Raw genomic sequence first — 15997 nt, forward strand, 5'->3', positions numbered from 1 at the left:
GTTTCAGTTCCTCCTGGAATCTGTTGCAGTGTGACCATGGGCCCCGACCGCAGGTCGCGGCAGGAGCCGATGAGGAAAGCGGACATGACGTCCGCAAGCCGTTTCCACCATACTACCCGGCGGCCCTGAGGCTCGGTGGAAAGCCTCGCCGAAACGTCAGCGGAACATCGCTGCGATCGACCCGACGACACTGCCTCCGGAGCTCGACAGCGGATTGTCGTTGACCATGTAGGTCCAGGTTGCGCTGGGCTTGTGCAGTCCCTGACCAGCCAAATCCACCCCGTCGGAGGTGATCTCGACTTCACTGAAGGTCTCCCGTGCCCGTGTCACAGCGCGCTCGGCGAGCTCACCGAACGCGGCGATGGACATTCGGTGGAATTCGTCGATCGGACTCTCCCTGGCGATGGCACGCAGGTGAATCGACTCACGGATGTCGTCGAGATACGCCAGATGCTCGCTCCACTCGTGGTCCAGGTGGTACAGCATGATCTCGCGGGCCGCCTGCTCGAGAACGTCCTGGGGGATGCCTTCAGCCTGCAGTCGCCCGGCCTTCTCCACGTCGTGGTAGCTGAGGTCCTGCCAGGCGGTGTCCGTGTCGAGCACCTTGCTCCGGCGGGCGTCCACGATCTCCCGTTGGTCGTTGATGAGCTTGTTGTACTTCCAGGTGGTCGCGTGGATATCCAGCATCTGCCCCTCAGCGACCCGCTGGCAGTGGTCGACGAACTGGAGGACCTTGCGCTGCTCCAGGCGCCCGTCTTCCCCCGGGTCCGCCCGGAGCTCTTCACCTGCACCCCCGGTGTTGACCACGTCGTCCTCCAGAGAGACGAAGAACACAGAGGATCCCGGATCACCCTGACGCCCGGCGCGACCGCGCAGCTGGTTGTCCAGACGTTGCGACCGGAAACGCCCGATGCCGACGACATGCAGGCCACCGAGTTCGACCACGCGGTCGTGGTCCTCCTCCTCGCGTCCACCCAGCCGGATGTCCGTGCCGCGGCCGGCCATCTGGGTCGACACGGTGACGTGCCCCGCCCGGCCTGCTTCGGCGACGATACCGGCCTCGGCCTCGTGGTTCTTCGCGTTGAGCACGCTGCACTCCACACCCCGGTCGGCCAGCGCCTCCGCCACCCGCTCCGACTCCGCGATGTCCTGGGTTCCGACCAGCACAGGCTGACCGCTGGCGTGCACCTCGACGATGTGATCCACAGCGGCATCGTCCCGCTGCTCCTCCGTGGTGTAGACGCGGTCGGCCTCGTCGAACCGCCGGGCCGGCACATTCGGGTCAATCACGCTGACCGACAGATCGTAGAACTGACGGAGCTGGTCGCTGGCGGCGACTGCGGTACCGGTCATGCCGCACTTGCGGGGATACAGGCCCAGGAGTGCCTGTACGGTGATCTGGTCGAGGATGCGTCCCCCGTCCGTGACCTGGAGGCCTTCCTTGGCCTCCACCGCGGCCTGCAGACCATCCGGCCACCGCTGCAGTTCAGCGACCCTGCCCCGCGAACCGTCGATGAGCGCGACCTTCCCGTCCCGCACGATGTAGTGCACGTCGCGGGTCAGCAGGTGCTGCGCGTGCAGCGCCACGTTCACCTGGGACAGCAGCGTGCCCGGGTCCTCGGAGTCGAGTGCGTCCGACTCCCCCGCCACGGGTCCTGCCGGATCTGGCGTGTCCGCAATGTCCGAGGCCTCGTCAGACGCGGCGGCCCCGGACGGCTCCGGGGAGCCGTAGAGCGAGTCGATCTCCAGCCCCCTCTCCACGAACCGGGCGCCCGAGTCGGTGAGGAAGACGTTGCGGCGGTCACCGGAGACAGTGAAGTGCCGGTTCTCCTCCATCCTGCGCACCAGGTCGGTGATCCTGCCCGTCGGCGCCGGGCCCGGCTCCGAACCCGCCAGGACGAGAGGAACCAGTGCCTCGTCGACCATCACCGAATCCGCCTCATCGATGATCGCCACATCCGCCGCCGTACGCACGGCGTCGACACGACGGGTGATCAACTGGTCACGCAGGACGTCGAAGCCCATTTCGTTGACGGCGCCGAAAACCACGTCGCGGGAGTAGATCTCACGCCGTTCATCGGACCCGTACTCCTCCGCGATGGCGCCGTGGGTCAGCCCGAAGAAGTCCAGCAGCGGTCCCATCCACTGGTCATCGCGACCGGCGAGGAAGGAGTTGACGGTGATCAGGTGCACCTTGCGTCCCTGGAGCCCGTAGCCGACGGCCGTCATCGCACCGGTCAACGTCTTGCCCTCGCCGGTAGCCATCTCCACGACGTCGCCGACCAACATGCGCAGCGTCCCCTGCAACTGCACGTCGAACGGGCGCATTCCGATGGTCCGCTCGGCCGCCTCCCGCACCGCGGCCAACAGCAACGGCGCATCGTCGATCGACGGGACCTCACCGGCGGTGATACAGGAACGGGCGATGTCGACCACGTCCGCGTCCGAGGCCTCAGCGAGCCGGTCAACGGCTTTGGCAGCCTCAGACACGATGGTCTTCGACTTCTTCTGGTTCGCCGTCGCCGACGAACCCATGGCCTTCCAGAACCAGCCGAATCCGGCCATCCTCGCCTCCGCACACTTCATGAATAGGGGTCGTGTTTCACACGCTTCGGTTGCAAGGATAGTCGTCGTCGCGCCGAGCGGACACCGGCACGCCCGACCCCGTGGCCGACAACTAGCCTGGACTACCCTGGCATGGGTGACTTCCCGAAGCGTGACCTCCGTCGACGTCCAGTTCCACGGAGGCGAGGTGGATGGCCGGACCGGACCGGTGATCACCGGAACAGTTGACCTCCCCGGTGATGCCCGGGAGCTCACCCCCGAGGAGTTCCGCGCTTCCGGTGTCCCCGTCGCCGTCTTCGCACACTGCTTCACCTGCAACCGCAAGGTCCCCGCAGCGTTCCGCATCTCAAAGGCGCTTGCCCGGGCCGGTATCGCCTGCCTGCGCTTCGACTTCCCCGGCCTCGGCGACTCACAGGGCGACTTCGCAGAGACCACTTTCTCCGGCAACGTCGCCGACCTTCGGGCAGCGGCAGCCTGGCTGCAGGAGCGGCTCGCGGCCCCCTCCCTCCTCGTCGGGCACTCTCTCGGCGGTGCTGTAGCACTCCGTGCAGCACGACATATCCCGTCTCTACACGCTGTCGCGACCATCGGAGCACCGTTCCGCCCCGCATCCGCCGCCCGCTCGCTGCAGGACTCCTGCGCCGACATCCGTCCCGGCGAGGTCCGCACGGTCCACCTCGCCGAACGCGACATACCGATCTCGTACGCGTTCCTCAGTGATCTCGCCGAGGTCTCGGAGCGCGACAGGATCGTCGACGATATCGCGGCAATCAGGACACCACTGCTGACGCTGCACTCCCCGACCGACCAGACGGTCCCGGTCTCCGACGCCACCCGGATCTTCGAGGCCGCCCACTGGCCGAAGAACATCATGAGCCTCGACGACGCCGACCATCTGCTGACATGGCGGGGTTCCGCCCAACGCGCCGGGCAGATGATCTCGACGTGGGCGGAACCGTACATCCGTCACGCGTGACGGTGCGTCACGCTAGGCTGACTCACCATGAGCAACGACATCACCTTCATCCCCACCGCTGATCTTGTCGACGTCATCGGCCAGGACGTCCGGAGCTGTGACACACAGTTCCGCGACCTCGGCGGACACACCGACTTCTGCGGACCGATCACCACGGTGCGCTGCTTCCAGGACAACGGGCTGGTCAAGAAGATCCTCCAGGAGGACAACCCCGGTGGAGTCCTCGTCGTCGACGGGGACGCGTCCGTCCACACCGCCCTGATGGGCGACATGATCGCAGAGTTCGGCGTCGACCACGGTTGGGCAGGAGTGATCATCAACGGCGCGATCCGGGATTCGGCCGCCGTCGGTGGCATGGAGTTCGGATGCAAGGCGCTCGGTACCAACCCCCGCAAGTCCGCCAAGGACGGTGCCGGCGATCGGGACACGACCGTGAGCTTCGGCGGTGTCGATTTTGTTCCCGGCCACATCGCCTACGCCGATGCAGACGGGATTGTCGTGACCGAGACACCTGTGTCCGCGTCCTCGTAGCCCCGGAGCCGACCTTCTCCGTTCGCAAACCACCGCCGAGCAGGCGATTGGCGAACATGAATATCGGTGTTGTAATCTATGCGAGGTCCAGCGATGGACCGACGGACTGTGGCGCAGTTTGGCAGCGCACTACACTGGGGGTGTAGGGGTCGCAGGTTCAAATCCTGTCAGTCCGACATTCAACCCACCCCTCCGGGGGTGGGTTTTTTCGTGTACCTACGCCTGCCGGGAGGATGCACATCTCCCCCAGGGGCGTGAAGCTGAGGACTTCTCCCCATACACCTGCTTGCGACGAGTATCGCCATATATGCTCCTTACGGTCCTATCCTGGGACACAGTCTGACGTCACAGCTCAACAAGCAGAAGGAAAACCTCATGGATATTTCCTCTATTGTGTGGAATGCCTACGTGGATGCCATGGAATTCTCCTACAACGGTTCCCTGGACATAATTAACTTCGCGGGGATCCGCCCGATCTTCGACAGCATCAACAACACGATCGCTCCTGACAACGACTTCATGTTCAATGACCAGGGTCGCTTCGACTTCGGTTGGGCCCGGCGTTAACGACGCCTCGGCGGGGTAGCCTGGAGTACATGTCCAGACTTGAACGCTCCGCCAACCACAGGGTCTTCGCAGGAGTCTGCGGCGGTATCGCCGACTGGCTCGGCTGGTCCCCGAACACCGTCCGACTCCTGTTCATCCTGTCCTTCGTCTTCCCTGGGCCGCAGGCGATCTTCTACTTCGTTGCCTGGATCGTGATGCCGAGTCCTTCGCGGTAGATGCGATGAATCTCCCGCGGTGGACCGTCCGACGCGGCGTGATTCGGTACCCTCGAGGGGAACACCACAACCGTTCCCTATCTGTTCGAGAGGACGCCGTGTTCACCATCAGTTCCGATTCACCTGCATCAGACGCCACCACACCACCCGCACGGGCCGGAAAACACCGCCGGAGTGTCATCGCCCTCGGCGCAGCGAGCCTACTCGTCCTGTCCGCCTGCTCCACCGACAGCGACGACGATTCATCGACGGATGCCGCCGCAACCGGTACGGACACATCGGAGACAGCTGACTCCGGTGGTGCCGATGGCACCGGTGCCATTGCTACTGCCGCGGTCGCAAACGCTGACGGCGACGAGGTGGGGTCCGTGGAAATCTCCGCACCGGGCGGAGACGACGCCGGGACCACCGAACTGTCGGTCTCATTCTCTGGGCTGGAACCAGGGATGTACGGCATGCACGTGCACGCCGTCGGAGTCTGTGAACCTGACAGCACCGCACCCGACGATGATTCCGATAATCCTGAAACTGGTGACTTCCTCTCTGCCGGAGGCCACCTGGGTGCGGACGGACATGACCACCCCGATCACGGGGGCGATCTCCCTGCACTCCTCGTCAATGAGAACGGGGAAGGACGTATGACAGTCACCACGGATCGAATCGAGGATTCTGATCTCCTCGACGACGACGGTTCGGCGATCATCGTCCACGAAGACCCCGACAACTACGGCAACATACCCGAGCGGTACGCGCCCGACGGCCCCGACGAGGACACACTCTCCACCGGCGATGCGGGCGGACGCCAGGCCTGCGGCGTCTTCGAGGCCGCCTGACCCCTGCTCCGCTTGCCGTCGACATCACCGGCGCACGATGTGTCAGCTAGGTGCCTTATCGTGACACCTGATCGCGCTGACGATGAAGGTGAGGCATTGCTAATGTCCTCACCATGCTGCCCAAGAGAATTACCAGTCTCATCCTTGCCGTCGGACTCGCCGGTTCTGTACTCGTTGCCTGCGGCTCCGACAGCCCCGACGCCACCGATGGGAACGGGGAGCTCAGGACCGTCGACACCCTCCGCGGCGAAATCGACGTACCAGTCGATCCGAAGAACGTCGTCGCTGTCGACTGGCAGCTCCCTCCCGTCCTCGTCGACCTCGGCATAACCCCGGTCGGGATCTACGAAGGCTACTACGAGGAGGATGCCGCCGCGGCCCGCGCCGTCCCCCACCGTTACGTCGAAGAACTGGCGGATGCCACCCGGATCGGAAACTGGGACTCCGTCGATGTCGAGAAGATCAGCACCCTGGAACCCGACCTCATCGTCACCACCGGAGTCGGCCTGGACGACGCACAGATCGACAGGCTCGCGGACATCGCGCCGCTGGCGCACTTCAGCAGCGATGACGACATGGAGTCCCAGCGGCAGCTCGCTGATATCGTGAACCGTTCTAAGGAATTCTCCGATCTGCGGGACGACTTCGACGGCAAGGCCGCCGAGATCTCCGAACGTCACCGGGATGTCCTCGCCGACAGCCGCTGGGTGTCCGTCAGCGGCAGCCAGGAGAACACGTGGTTCGCCGAGGGGGGCCAGACCGCAACCGGCAGCCTGCTCAACGCCGTGGGTGCCAGACTCAGCGACGTCGTTGACCCGGAAGGCTGGTGGGGAGACCCGTTGTCGATGGAGAATCTCACCGACCTCGATGACGCCTCCGTGATTCTCCACCCTGCTGATCCAGACGGCGACGCCGCGGAAAACACCCGCCCTCTTCTCGACAACTCCCGGTTCCAGGCTCTGCCGGCAGTTACCGAGGGCAACCTCTTCGGCTTCACACAGGGCGGCGCGTCCAACATCGGGTGGGCGATCGACGCACTCGATGAGATCGACGACATCCTGGCCAGGGTGAACACCTGATGACCGGACGCCACCGGCGCTCCCGGGTCAAGGACAAACAGTGGATCACCCCGCACATCGTGCGGATCACCATCGACTATGGAAGCCACTACCGGCACACCGGCACCGACAGTCACGTCGCCCTCTACTTCTACCCTCCCGAAGCGCGGGTGCCGGCGGAATTCGCCGCCGACAACCTCACTGCCCTGCACACCTTCGCCTCGCCTCAGGTACGCCGCTACACGGTGCAGCGGTACGACCCGTCTCACGGCACCGTAGACCTCGACTTCGTCGTCCACGAGCCCGCGGGCCTCGCCTCGACCTGGGCCCGTGACGCGGTCATCGGAGACGAGGTGCTGTGGTGGGCCCCACTGAAGCCTGGCACCTCCCCGAACTGACCCGGACACTGATCCTGGTCGCCGATGAGACGGGCCTCCCCGCAGTCGCGTCTATCCTTCACGAGCTGACTGAAGAGGCACATGCCCACGTCATTGCGCTGGTCAACGACCGTTCCGACGAGGCGTACCTCACTCGCCCCTTATCCGCGACCGGTGCCGAGACTCATGTCACCTGGATTCACCGTGGCCCGGCGTCAGGAGAACCCCCGGCCGAATTCCTCCGCACCCTCGACGGCGTCGCCGACCTGCTCTCCAGCGAACCTGCCGACACGATTGCGCTGTGGTCTGGAACCGAGTTCGCCGAAGCCGGGGCAGTTCGCCGCACGCTGCTGGGCTCCCGGGGGCCGTTGAACAAGGCGAACACCAACGTCACGTCCTACTGGATCCACGGCCAGGCCCAGGATGCTCGTCCGGATGCCCGCAACAGGCGTCGCAATCTCGACAACCGCGCACGTTATCCAGCCGAGGCTGCGGTTCACCTCAACCCGCAAAGTAGTTCGCCGGTGTCGTACCGAAGTGCCGTCGAAACGCACTGGTGAACCCGTTGGTACTTGAGTACCCCATCCTGGCAGCCACGGATGACACCGGAACACCATCGGCCAGCAACGCCAGGGATCGGTACAACCGCACCTGGGTTCGCCAGGCGGAGAACGTCAGTCCCGTGTCGGAGAGAAACGCCCGCTGAATAGTGCGTTCGCTGGCGTGCAGCTGCCGCGCCCAGTCGTCCAGCGCATGCGTCGCGCCGGGGGTCTCAAGCACGGCCGATGCGACGGCGCGTGCCCGTGGGTCATTCGGCATCGGGAGATCCACTCCAGCAGCATCAGCCGGGGTCAGCACGGTGAGCAGTGTGGCGCGGGCATGCCTGGCGGCAGCGTCTTCGAGGTCTTCCCGGGCAAGGTGTCGCAGCAGTTCCCGAGCCAGCGGGCTCATGCTCAACACGGTCAACCCGTCCCAACCGGTCTCACACTCTTCCTCCCAGAGATAGGCGCAGAAGAGTTCGGTACCGTCGCTGGTGCGGACGTCGTGCACCTCTTCGGCGGGGATCCACAGTGCCTGTGACGGAGCTAGTATCCACCGTCTCTCCGCTACAACGACTGCAATCTGTCCCCGGTCGGCCCACACCAGCTGCGCTTTGAGGTGGCTGTGTGGTTCGAAGACCAGCTCGCCCTCGACGGCGAAGTTCTCCACCCAGATGCACTCTCCGTCGCGAAGTCCATACTCCGACATCAGTGGGTCTCCCTTCCTGCCCATGCCTCCCACAGTCCGGCGTACGTGCCGCCGGAGGAGAGGAGTTCTTCGTGCGGCCCGTCCTCCACCACACGCCCGTCTTCCATCACCATGATCCGGTCCGCCAGTCGTGTCTGGGACAACCGGTGGGCGATGACCAGCGCGCCGCGACCCCTGATGACGACTGCACAGGCATCCTCAAGTTCCCGCGAGTTGCTCGACCCCGCTTCGGCGGTGGCTTCATCGAGGATCACGTAGGACGGGTTGAGTAGGTGTAACCGCACAAGTGCGAGGTGCTGTTCCTGATGTGCGCTGAGCTGGTGTCCGTCGTCACCGACGTACGTGTCGACACCGTCAGGCAGGTCGTGGATCCACTGCGCCCCGGTCTCACGGATTGCCTCATCGACACCCGTGCGTGACGTCTTCCCGGGTGTGCCCAGTGTGATGTTCTGAAAGAGGGTTCCGGCGAAGACGTGGGTGTGCTGGGACGCCATACAGACCGTCGGCCGTAGTTCTGAAGGCACCAGTGCGCCGAGGTCGTCGCCGTCCAGGACAGCCCGTCCGTGTTGGACGGGCAGGACGCCGGCGAGCAGCCGGGCTGCCGTGGTTTTTCCGGCACCGGTACTACCGACGAGCGCCACAGATTCTCCCGGCGCGACCGTGAGATCGACGTCGGTGAGGACCTGTCGGGTCCCGTCAAATGAATGCCGGACCCCCTGGAGACTGAGCCCGGAGGCGCTTGTTGAGCCGGTCGCCCGCACTTCCGGAGGGTCCATCCGGACTGCGGCGCGTAGTGGGGTCTGTGTCACCCCAGCCAGGCGCCGGAGCGCGATGCCTGCCTCCTGGACGGTGTCGAAAGTCTGGAAGACCGTGGCCACCGGGTCGAAGAGACGGTGGTAGAGCAGGGCGGCGGCCGTGACGGCGCCGACGGTCGTCCATCCGGTGTCGACGATGACGAATCCGACTGCAAGGATGGTCGCCGTGGCCACAAACTCAGCACGGTTGTTGCGGGCGAAGAAACGGGTGAGCATGCGCCACACCCTGTCTTCTACGAGGCGCGACTCATCGGATGCTTCCTCCAGCCGTCGGATCTCATCACCGCTCCACCCCTGCACGACGAGTGTTTCACGACCGTTGGCCGCATCGAGGAATTCGGAGGTCCGTCGTCCGAGAATCTCCCGTTCCTCCCGGTAGAGCGGGCCACTGCGGGGCAGGTACCACCGCAACGCCATGACGTACATGGGGATGCCCACCAGTCCTGCAAGCCCAAGTGCCCAGTGCAGACCGAACAACCCCGGAAGCGAGATCAACAGAAGGGTCCCGGCCGACAACACGGTGGGCAGGATATCGGCGACGGCGGTGGAGATCAGCCGGGAATCATCGCTGACCCGGGAAACAAGTTCGCCCGGTCCCACCTCCTCAAGCATACCTGCGTCCAGGGAGAGAGCATGTTGGACGGCATCCTCTCGAAGTTCACTGACGGTGGGTTCGGCAATCTGTGCGAACAGAATGCGGCTGAGCCAGACCAACGCCGCGTTGAGGACGATAGACAGCGTCATCACCCCGAGGGGAATGCTGACGGCGGTGATGTCGGCATTCGGTACGGACAGCCGGTCGACCATCCGTCCGACCATCAGCGGAGGGAGGACGGCGCAACCGCTGGCGCCGAGCGCGACGAGCAGCGCGAGGACGGTCGTCCACCGGCGGGTACGCAGGCGTTCCCACAGGAAACACCAGGCGGCCCGCCCGTCGGCGGTGGGCAGGATCGCAGGAGTGGTGTGTTCTCCGGTCATCGGGACACGACCTCACTGTAGCTGGAGTCGCTACTGAGGTCGTGGTGGGTCCCCACCGTCGCGGTCGTTTCATCACGGACGAAGATGACCTCGTCGGCGGCAGCGAGGAGGTTCGGGGAAGTGGAGATGATCACCGTGGTGCCTTGGTCTCCGACGGTCCGCAGGGCCCGGAGCCCGGTAGCGATGCGGGCCTCGGTCACCGAATCAACCGCCGTCGTCGGGTCCGTGAGCACCCGGGTGAGCGGTCCGCCTGCCAGCGCGCGGGCCAGTGCGATGCGCTGGCACTGGCCACCAGAAAGGTTGCGGCCACCGCCGTCGACCTCGTGGTCAAGCCCCTCATCGAAGAGATCCACTAACTCGTCGACGCCGCTCGCCCGGAGAACGGCCTGCGGAACAAAACCGCCGTCGCTTCCGGTAATATTCCGTCGCACCGTACCCTTGAACAGGTGGGCCTCGTGCGGGGAGACCCGTAGCACTGTGGGGAGCAGCTCCGGGTCCATTGAATCGGCCTGTACGCCGTCGAGCAGGAGTCGGCCGCGGCCTACAGCGCCCTGAACTCGTCGGCGGATATCGGGATCGGCGCAGACGATGACGGTCAGCCGTCCAGCTGCGCAGTCCAGGGGATCACAGTTCTCCGGAAGGATGGTGAGCGTCGCGTCGGCACGGGCAAGGTCGGTAGCGTGGCGCCTGACGCCGAGAGCGCTGCGACCGTCCACGAACTGCGCGATCCGCGCAGCCGAGGCCGCAGAGGCCGTATAGGTCTCGACGACTCCCACTATGGTGCTCAGCGGCGTGGCCAGGAACGAGGTGACCCCCAGTACACCGACCATCGCGCCCACGGTCATCGACCCGTCCATCACGCGGAAGGCGCTCAGGATCGCCGCACTGACCAGGACCAGACCCGTGATCAGGATGTGTGCGGCACCAACGCGTCCCGACGCCCCTGCCGAAGCGATCCCCGCGGTCGCAGCGGCCCTGCTGCGTCCGGTGTACCAACCTGCCGCGGCCGGCTCCCCGCCGATCCCCCGGAGGACCTCGACACCACGCAGGATGTCGGCGGCCGATGCGCCTGCGGCGGCGATCCCCTGCTGTTGCCCGTGCGTGGTCGAGGAGAGCCTCGGCCTCAACCACCGCAACGCGAGAAGCGACAGCGGGGACACCAGAATAACAGCGCATCCCACCCAGAGATCCGCCCACATGAGATACCCGACAGAGACCGCCAGCCCCAGAAGAGCAGAGCCGCCCATGGCGATCTGCATGATGACATTACTGGCGTTGTCGCTGTCTGCCGCCGAGAGCGCGGTGATCTCCCCTGGCAGGCGCCGACCTGTCCCGGGACGGTCGGGCTGCAGTGCCGTGGCAGTGACTCTGCCTCGTAGCAGGTGCTTCTGACGATTCATGGCGTAGACACCGACCCGGGAACCCCACATGAATCCGAAGCTCAGCAAGGAGAAACAGGCTGCCAGGGCGACGAGCCACAGGATCAGCGACGACAGGTCCGACCGCCCGATCGCCTCGTCCACTGTGGCACCGATCACCGCCGGGACCAATGCCTCCCCCACTGACCAGCAGGTCAGCAATGCGGCAGCACACAGGATCGGCCCCTTCTCATCCCTGATCACCGAACGCAGAACCATCGCTCCAGCCCGTTTACCGGACTCGGGGGATTGGTCGTGTCGCCTCTGTTGGGTGTCAGTATCCACAGCGACATCCTACGTCACGGAATGTTGCTGTAGAACCCCCTTAACGACGATGGCCACGACTCACGTGGCAGTAGACCGGGGCGCAGAAATGGGGCTTGCAGGCCGGACCGCGCAGTCCGCGCGTATGTCGCCGGGAACCACTCCCCACTGTTGAAGACGGGCGAAGATCAGGCACCCCAGGCAGACACCCATGAACCCCTCCAGCGACGCCGCTGCGACGAGCAGAAGCAGGACAACGTCCGAAGCCCCCGTCAGTCCCGCGACCCGCAGCCCCAGTGCAGTCCCGGAGAACAACAGCCCTATCATCTGGGCGAAGCGCTTCGGCGCCCCCGCGACGAACACCGGCGGCCCGAACACCCGCTGGGCCAGCCACCGGACAGACAGCTGTCCGAACGGGTCGAAACGGGGCCCCGCCAGGACCCGTAAAAGGAAGCCGACAAACAGGAGCGTTCCCGCCACCGTCGCCGCACCGGTGAATCCCGCCATGGAGAGCGCCACCGTGACCACAGTCAGGGCGACCACCAGCATCGCTGTGGTCCGTGCAGCGCGGTCATTTACCACCGGTGGAAACCACCACAGGGTGCTGGGACCGGTTGGCGGAAACTCCGACTGCGCCGGCCTGACTTTCCCGGCGACAAAGGCCGGGTGCTCCCGTCCCAGCTCCGCGATCTGTTCGCTGAACCGGTCCGGTGGTGTACCTGCTGTGTCATCGCCCATAACTTCACGAAGCTACTCCCGCAGCCTGCCGAACACCATGGTTCCGCTCACCCCTGCAGCAATCCTGGGGAGATGCGCCCTGATCTGCCTACTTCTTGCGGCCCCGCTTCTCTCTCACCCGCACGGCGATACGGACCGGCGAGCCTTCGAAGCCGAAGGACTCGCGCAGACGGCGTTCCAGGAACCGTCGGTAGCCGTGTTCCAGGAAACCGGTGGTGAACAGCACGATCACCGGCGGCTCTGACGACGCCTGGGTTGCGAAGAGTACACGTGGAAGTCGTCCGCCCCGCATCGGCGGCGGCGTCTGCGCGATCACCGCCCGCAGCCAGGTGTTCAACTGACCGGTCGGGATGCGCAGGTCCCAGCTCTCCAGTGCCTCGATCATCGCCGGCTCCAGCTTCTGCAGTGCCCGCCCGGTCTTGGCGGAGATGTTCACCCGACGTGCCCACGGCACGTGTGCCAGCTGCTGGTCGATCTCACGCTCGAGCTCGTCACGGCGCTCTTCATCGACCATGTCCCACTTGTTGTAGGCGATGACCAGTGCCCTGCCTGAATCCAGGATCATGCGCAGCACCCGCTGATCCTGTTCCGCGATCGGTTCAGATGCGTCGACGAGGAAGATCGCAACCTCCGAGGAGTCGATCGCCGCGCGGGTCCGCAGGGAGGCGTAGAACTCATGACCCCGTGCAGTCTTGGTCTTCTTCCGGATACCGGCCGTGTCGACGAAACGCCAGCTGCGCTCGTTGAGCTCGACCACGGAATCCACGGGGTCGACGGTCGTTCCGGCGACGTTGTCCACCACGGAACGCTCTTCACCGGTGATCTTGTTCAACAGCGAGGACTTGCCGACGTTGGGGCGCCCGACCAGCGCCACGCGGCGTGGTCCGGAGACCACCGACGTCTGTCGCGGGGTGTCCGGGAACTGTGCCAGCACCTCGTCGAGCACGTCAGCTGCGCCACGGCCGTGCTGGGCCGACACCGGGAACGGGTTGCCCAGGCCGAGCGACCAGAATTCCGCCATGTCACCGTACTGGGAGTCGGAGTCGAACTTGTTCGACACCAGCACCACCGGGATCTCGGAGCGCTGCAGCCGACGGGCGATGAGTTCATCCGTGGAGGTGATGCCGACCTTGGTGTCGACGACGAAGACGATGACGTCGGCGGTGGCCATCGCGGTCTCCGCCTGGCGGGCGATGGCACCGTGGATCCCCTTGGCATCCGGGTCCCAGCCGCCGGTGTCCTGGACCCAGTAACGACGGCCGTTCCAGTCCCCGAGGTAGGAGATACGGTCACGGGTGACGCCGGGGAAATCCTCGACGACGGCCTCGCGACGGCCGATGAACCGGTTGACCAGCGTCGACTTTCCGACATTCGGCCGTCCGACGACTGCGACGGTGCACAGGGCCTCCTGTTCGGCACGGTCGTCACCGAGAACCCCGAAGGCCTCCTCCACCGCGTCCCAGTCGGTGTCGTCCGCGTCCGCGCTCAACAGGTCGAAGTCGGCGAATTCGGAGTCGTCGACGACGTCACCGAAGTCGCTCTCGTCATACTCCTCGAAGAAGTCCTCCTCCGACTCCGGACCGTCGTCGATCGCGGAGTCGTCGGTTGCCTCGCCGTTGTCACCGCTGTCTCCGTTGCCGAGCACCTCGCCCTCATTGGTCCGGAAGACCAGCGTCTCCCTGCCCGCGGTACTGTTGCCGGCATCGTCGAGCTGAGCCGGACGGGCCGCAGACTCCGCCGCCAGGCGGGTCAGCTCGGCAAGAACCTCGTCGACGTCCAGGTCACCGGTGTCGAGCACCGTGGCGTCCTCTGCCGGACGCAGCGGGGACACGGCGCGGGACGAATCGGCGGCGTCACGGCGCTCGACGTCAGCCAGCACCGCATCGAAGTCAGCATCCCGTCCCGCAGCCACATCCTGGACGTAGCGGCGGCGGGCACGGACCTCGGCGCTGGCGGTCATGAACACCTTGCAGGGGGCATCGGGGAATACGGCGGTCCCGATGTCGCGTCCTTCGACGACGCACCGGCCCGCGCGCAGGGCCAGCGACCGCTGCAAGGCCACCAGGTTCTCCCTGACCTCTGGAATCGCGGACACCGCGGAGACGTGGGCGGTCACCTCCGGACCCCGGATCTCGGCGGACACGTCCTCGCCGTCGAGCAGGACCTCCGCTGACGCAGGATCCTCGTTGACGAGCAACGGGAGGTCGGCGGTGGCCGCCACCACGGCCTCTGTGTTGTCCGGGTCAATCCCGGCACGCAGGACGTGCAGGGTCGCGACCCGGTACATTGCCCCGGTATCGAGGTACTTCGCGTCCGCGGCACGGGCGAGCAGGCGGCTGACCGTGGATTTACCGGTGCCGGACGGCCCGTCCACGGCGACGATGAAACCACCGCCGGCGATGTTGTCGACCCTGCTGAGGTCGGTCACGTCAGTCACGTCGTTCCTTTCGTTGGTCATCAGAGCTGCACCGCGTTGTAGAGACTGGTCAGCTCGGAACGATTCAAGGCACGCAATGTACCGGGCTTCTGCTCCCCGAGCTGCACTGTGTGGACCTTGGTCCGTACCAGGGCCTGAACGGGGAAGCCAGCTTCCTTGAGCATGCGGCGCACAATGTGCTTGCGCCCTTCATGGATCTCCAGCTTGATCAGGGACTTCCCCTGCCAGACGTCGATGATCTGCACGTAGTCGGCGCGGGCGATACCGTCGTCCAGGTCGATGCCGTTCTTCAGCTGGTGGATCAGGCGTCGGTCCGCCTCCCCGAGCACAGTGGCCAGGTAGGTCTTCGACACCTCGTATCGCGGGTGCATCAGGCGGTTGGCGAGTTCGCCGTCATTGGTGACCAGGAGGAGCCCTTCAGTGGCGGCGTCGAGCCGTCCGACGTGGAAGAGCCGCTGTCCTGCGGCGACGCGCTCGCCGACGAGGTCGCCGATACACGGTCGGCCCATGTCGTCGCTCATCGTGGACTGGAATCCACGCGGCTTGTTCAGCGCGTAGGTGACGAGGTTCTCGTCGACGATGACCCGGGTGCCGTCGACACGGATCACATCCTGGTCGGGGTCGACACGGATCCCCTGCTGGGTCACGGTCTGACCGTTGACGTCGACGCGGCCCGCCTCGATGAGCTTCTCACTCATACGACGGGAGGCCACGCCGGCGGCGGCGAGCACTTTCTGAAGTCGCACGGACTTGTCGCCCCTGCCACCGTCTTTCTTACCGGCCGTGGGCGGTTTTCCGGAGGCGCCGGACTCCGGTGGTTTACGGTCGGGGACGTGTTGCCGGCGTGCAGGTCGTGCATTGGACACGTACAGGTCGGCAGGGGTCTTACCTGGATCCTGTTCCGGTGTGCCGTCTCGGCGAGCGGGGGTGTTCACGAAGGTCCTCATCAATCAGTCGAGGGTGTTCAGTTATGTCAG

15 protein-coding genes and 1 tRNA gene are annotated in these 15997 nt (G+C 65.4%); 9 read left to right on the forward strand and 7 right to left on the reverse strand.

Annotated elements, in window-relative coordinates; translation table 11 throughout:
- Positions 1-156 precede the first annotated feature (156 nt).
- Positions 157-2565: an accessory Sec system translocase SecA2 gene (gene secA2, locus BJF89_RS16115; RefSeq protein WP_075816071.1), complete on the reverse strand. Its 2409-nt coding sequence runs from the start codon at positions 2563-2565 to the stop codon at positions 157-159.
- Positions 2566-2701: 136 nt separating this feature from the next.
- On the opposite strand from secA2, the gene BJF89_RS16120 reads away from it, so the two are divergent.
- From BJF89_RS16120 to BJF89_RS16155, 9 genes are all read left to right on the forward strand, one after another.
- The gene (locus tag BJF89_RS16120) at positions 2702-3541 is read left to right on the forward strand and encodes a S9 family peptidase (RefSeq protein WP_255372708.1); all 840 of its coding nucleotides are present in this window, start codon (positions 2702-2704) and stop codon (positions 3539-3541) included.
- 27 nt (positions 3542-3568) lie between these two features.
- A complete protein-coding gene (rraA, locus tag BJF89_RS16125) occupies positions 3569-4072 on the forward strand; it encodes a ribonuclease E activity regulator RraA (protein WP_075816073.1) in 504 nt (167 codons plus the stop codon).
- Between the two features lie 102 nt (positions 4073-4174).
- A tRNA-Pro gene (locus BJF89_RS16130) sits at positions 4175-4248 on the forward strand.
- 199 nt (positions 4249-4447) lie between these two features.
- Positions 4448-4639, forward strand: coding sequence for a hypothetical protein (locus BJF89_RS18710; RefSeq protein WP_139312124.1), 192 nt, complete (start codon positions 4448-4450; stop codon positions 4637-4639).
- 29 nt (positions 4640-4668) lie between these two features.
- Positions 4669-4854 (forward strand): PspC domain-containing protein, encoded by a 186-nt coding sequence (locus BJF89_RS16135; protein ID WP_075816074.1) that lies wholly within the window; start codon positions 4669-4671, stop codon positions 4852-4854.
- A 98-nt stretch (positions 4855-4952) separates the two neighbouring features.
- A complete protein-coding gene (locus tag BJF89_RS16140; protein ID WP_255372709.1) occupies positions 4953-5687 on the forward strand; it encodes a superoxide dismutase family protein in 735 nt (244 codons plus the stop codon).
- A gap of 113 nt (positions 5688-5800) precedes the next feature.
- Entirely contained in the window at positions 5801-6766 is a 966-nt protein-coding gene (locus BJF89_RS16145) for an ABC transporter substrate-binding protein (protein WP_075816075.1), read from the forward strand.
- On the forward strand, positions 6766-7143 hold the full coding sequence (locus tag BJF89_RS16150; protein ID WP_075816076.1) for a siderophore-interacting protein: 378 nt from the start codon (positions 6766-6768) through the stop codon (positions 7141-7143). Before BJF89_RS16145 ends, BJF89_RS16150 begins: the two co-directional genes overlap by 1 nt.
- Positions 7107-7682, forward strand: a complete 576-nt coding sequence (locus BJF89_RS16155; protein WP_075816077.1) for a siderophore-interacting protein — start codon at positions 7107-7109, stop codon at positions 7680-7682. Before BJF89_RS16150 ends, BJF89_RS16155 begins: the two co-directional genes overlap by 37 nt.
- On the opposite strand, the gene BJF89_RS16160 is transcribed toward BJF89_RS16155, so the two are convergent.
- From BJF89_RS16160 to BJF89_RS16185, 6 genes are all read right to left on the reverse strand, one after another.
- Positions 7624-8370 carry a helix-turn-helix transcriptional regulator gene (locus BJF89_RS16160; RefSeq protein ID WP_075816078.1) on the reverse strand — a complete coding sequence of 249 codons (747 nt, stop codon included), beginning with the start codon at positions 8368-8370 and terminating at the stop codon, positions 7624-7626. The two genes, BJF89_RS16155 and BJF89_RS16160, sit on opposite strands and share 59 nt — an antisense overlap.
- Complete coding sequence (locus tag BJF89_RS16165) at positions 8370-10163, reverse strand: ABC transporter ATP-binding protein (protein ID WP_075816079.1); 1794 nt, start codon at positions 10161-10163, stop codon at positions 8370-8372. The genes BJF89_RS16160 and BJF89_RS16165 overlap by 1 nt, the downstream gene beginning before the upstream one ends.
- The gene (locus BJF89_RS16170) at positions 10160-11800 is read right to left on the reverse strand and encodes an ABC transporter ATP-binding protein (protein WP_075816080.1); all 1641 of its coding nucleotides are present in this window, start codon (positions 11798-11800) and stop codon (positions 10160-10162) included. The genes BJF89_RS16165 and BJF89_RS16170 overlap by 4 nt, the downstream gene beginning before the upstream one ends.
- Before the next feature lie 126 nt (positions 11801-11926).
- Positions 11927-12583 (reverse strand): DUF4395 domain-containing protein, encoded by a 657-nt coding sequence (locus tag BJF89_RS16175; protein ID WP_083650941.1) that lies wholly within the window; start codon positions 12581-12583, stop codon positions 11927-11929.
- A gap of 88 nt (positions 12584-12671) precedes the next feature.
- Positions 12672-15041, reverse strand: a complete 2370-nt coding sequence (gene der, locus BJF89_RS16180; protein WP_075816081.1) for a bifunctional cytidylate kinase/GTPase Der — start codon at positions 15039-15041, stop codon at positions 12672-12674.
- Positions 15041-15955 carry a pseudouridine synthase gene (locus BJF89_RS16185; RefSeq protein ID WP_075816130.1) on the reverse strand — a complete coding sequence of 305 codons (915 nt, stop codon included), beginning with the start codon at positions 15953-15955 and terminating at the stop codon, positions 15041-15043. Before BJF89_RS16185 ends, der begins: the two co-directional genes overlap by 1 nt.
- Between the last annotated feature and the right edge of the window lie 42 nt (positions 15956-15997).

Origin of the sequence: Corynebacterium sp. CNJ-954 (assembly GCF_001942345.1) — a bacterium.
Classification (GTDB): Bacteria; Actinomycetota; Actinomycetes; order Mycobacteriales; family Mycobacteriaceae; genus Corynebacterium.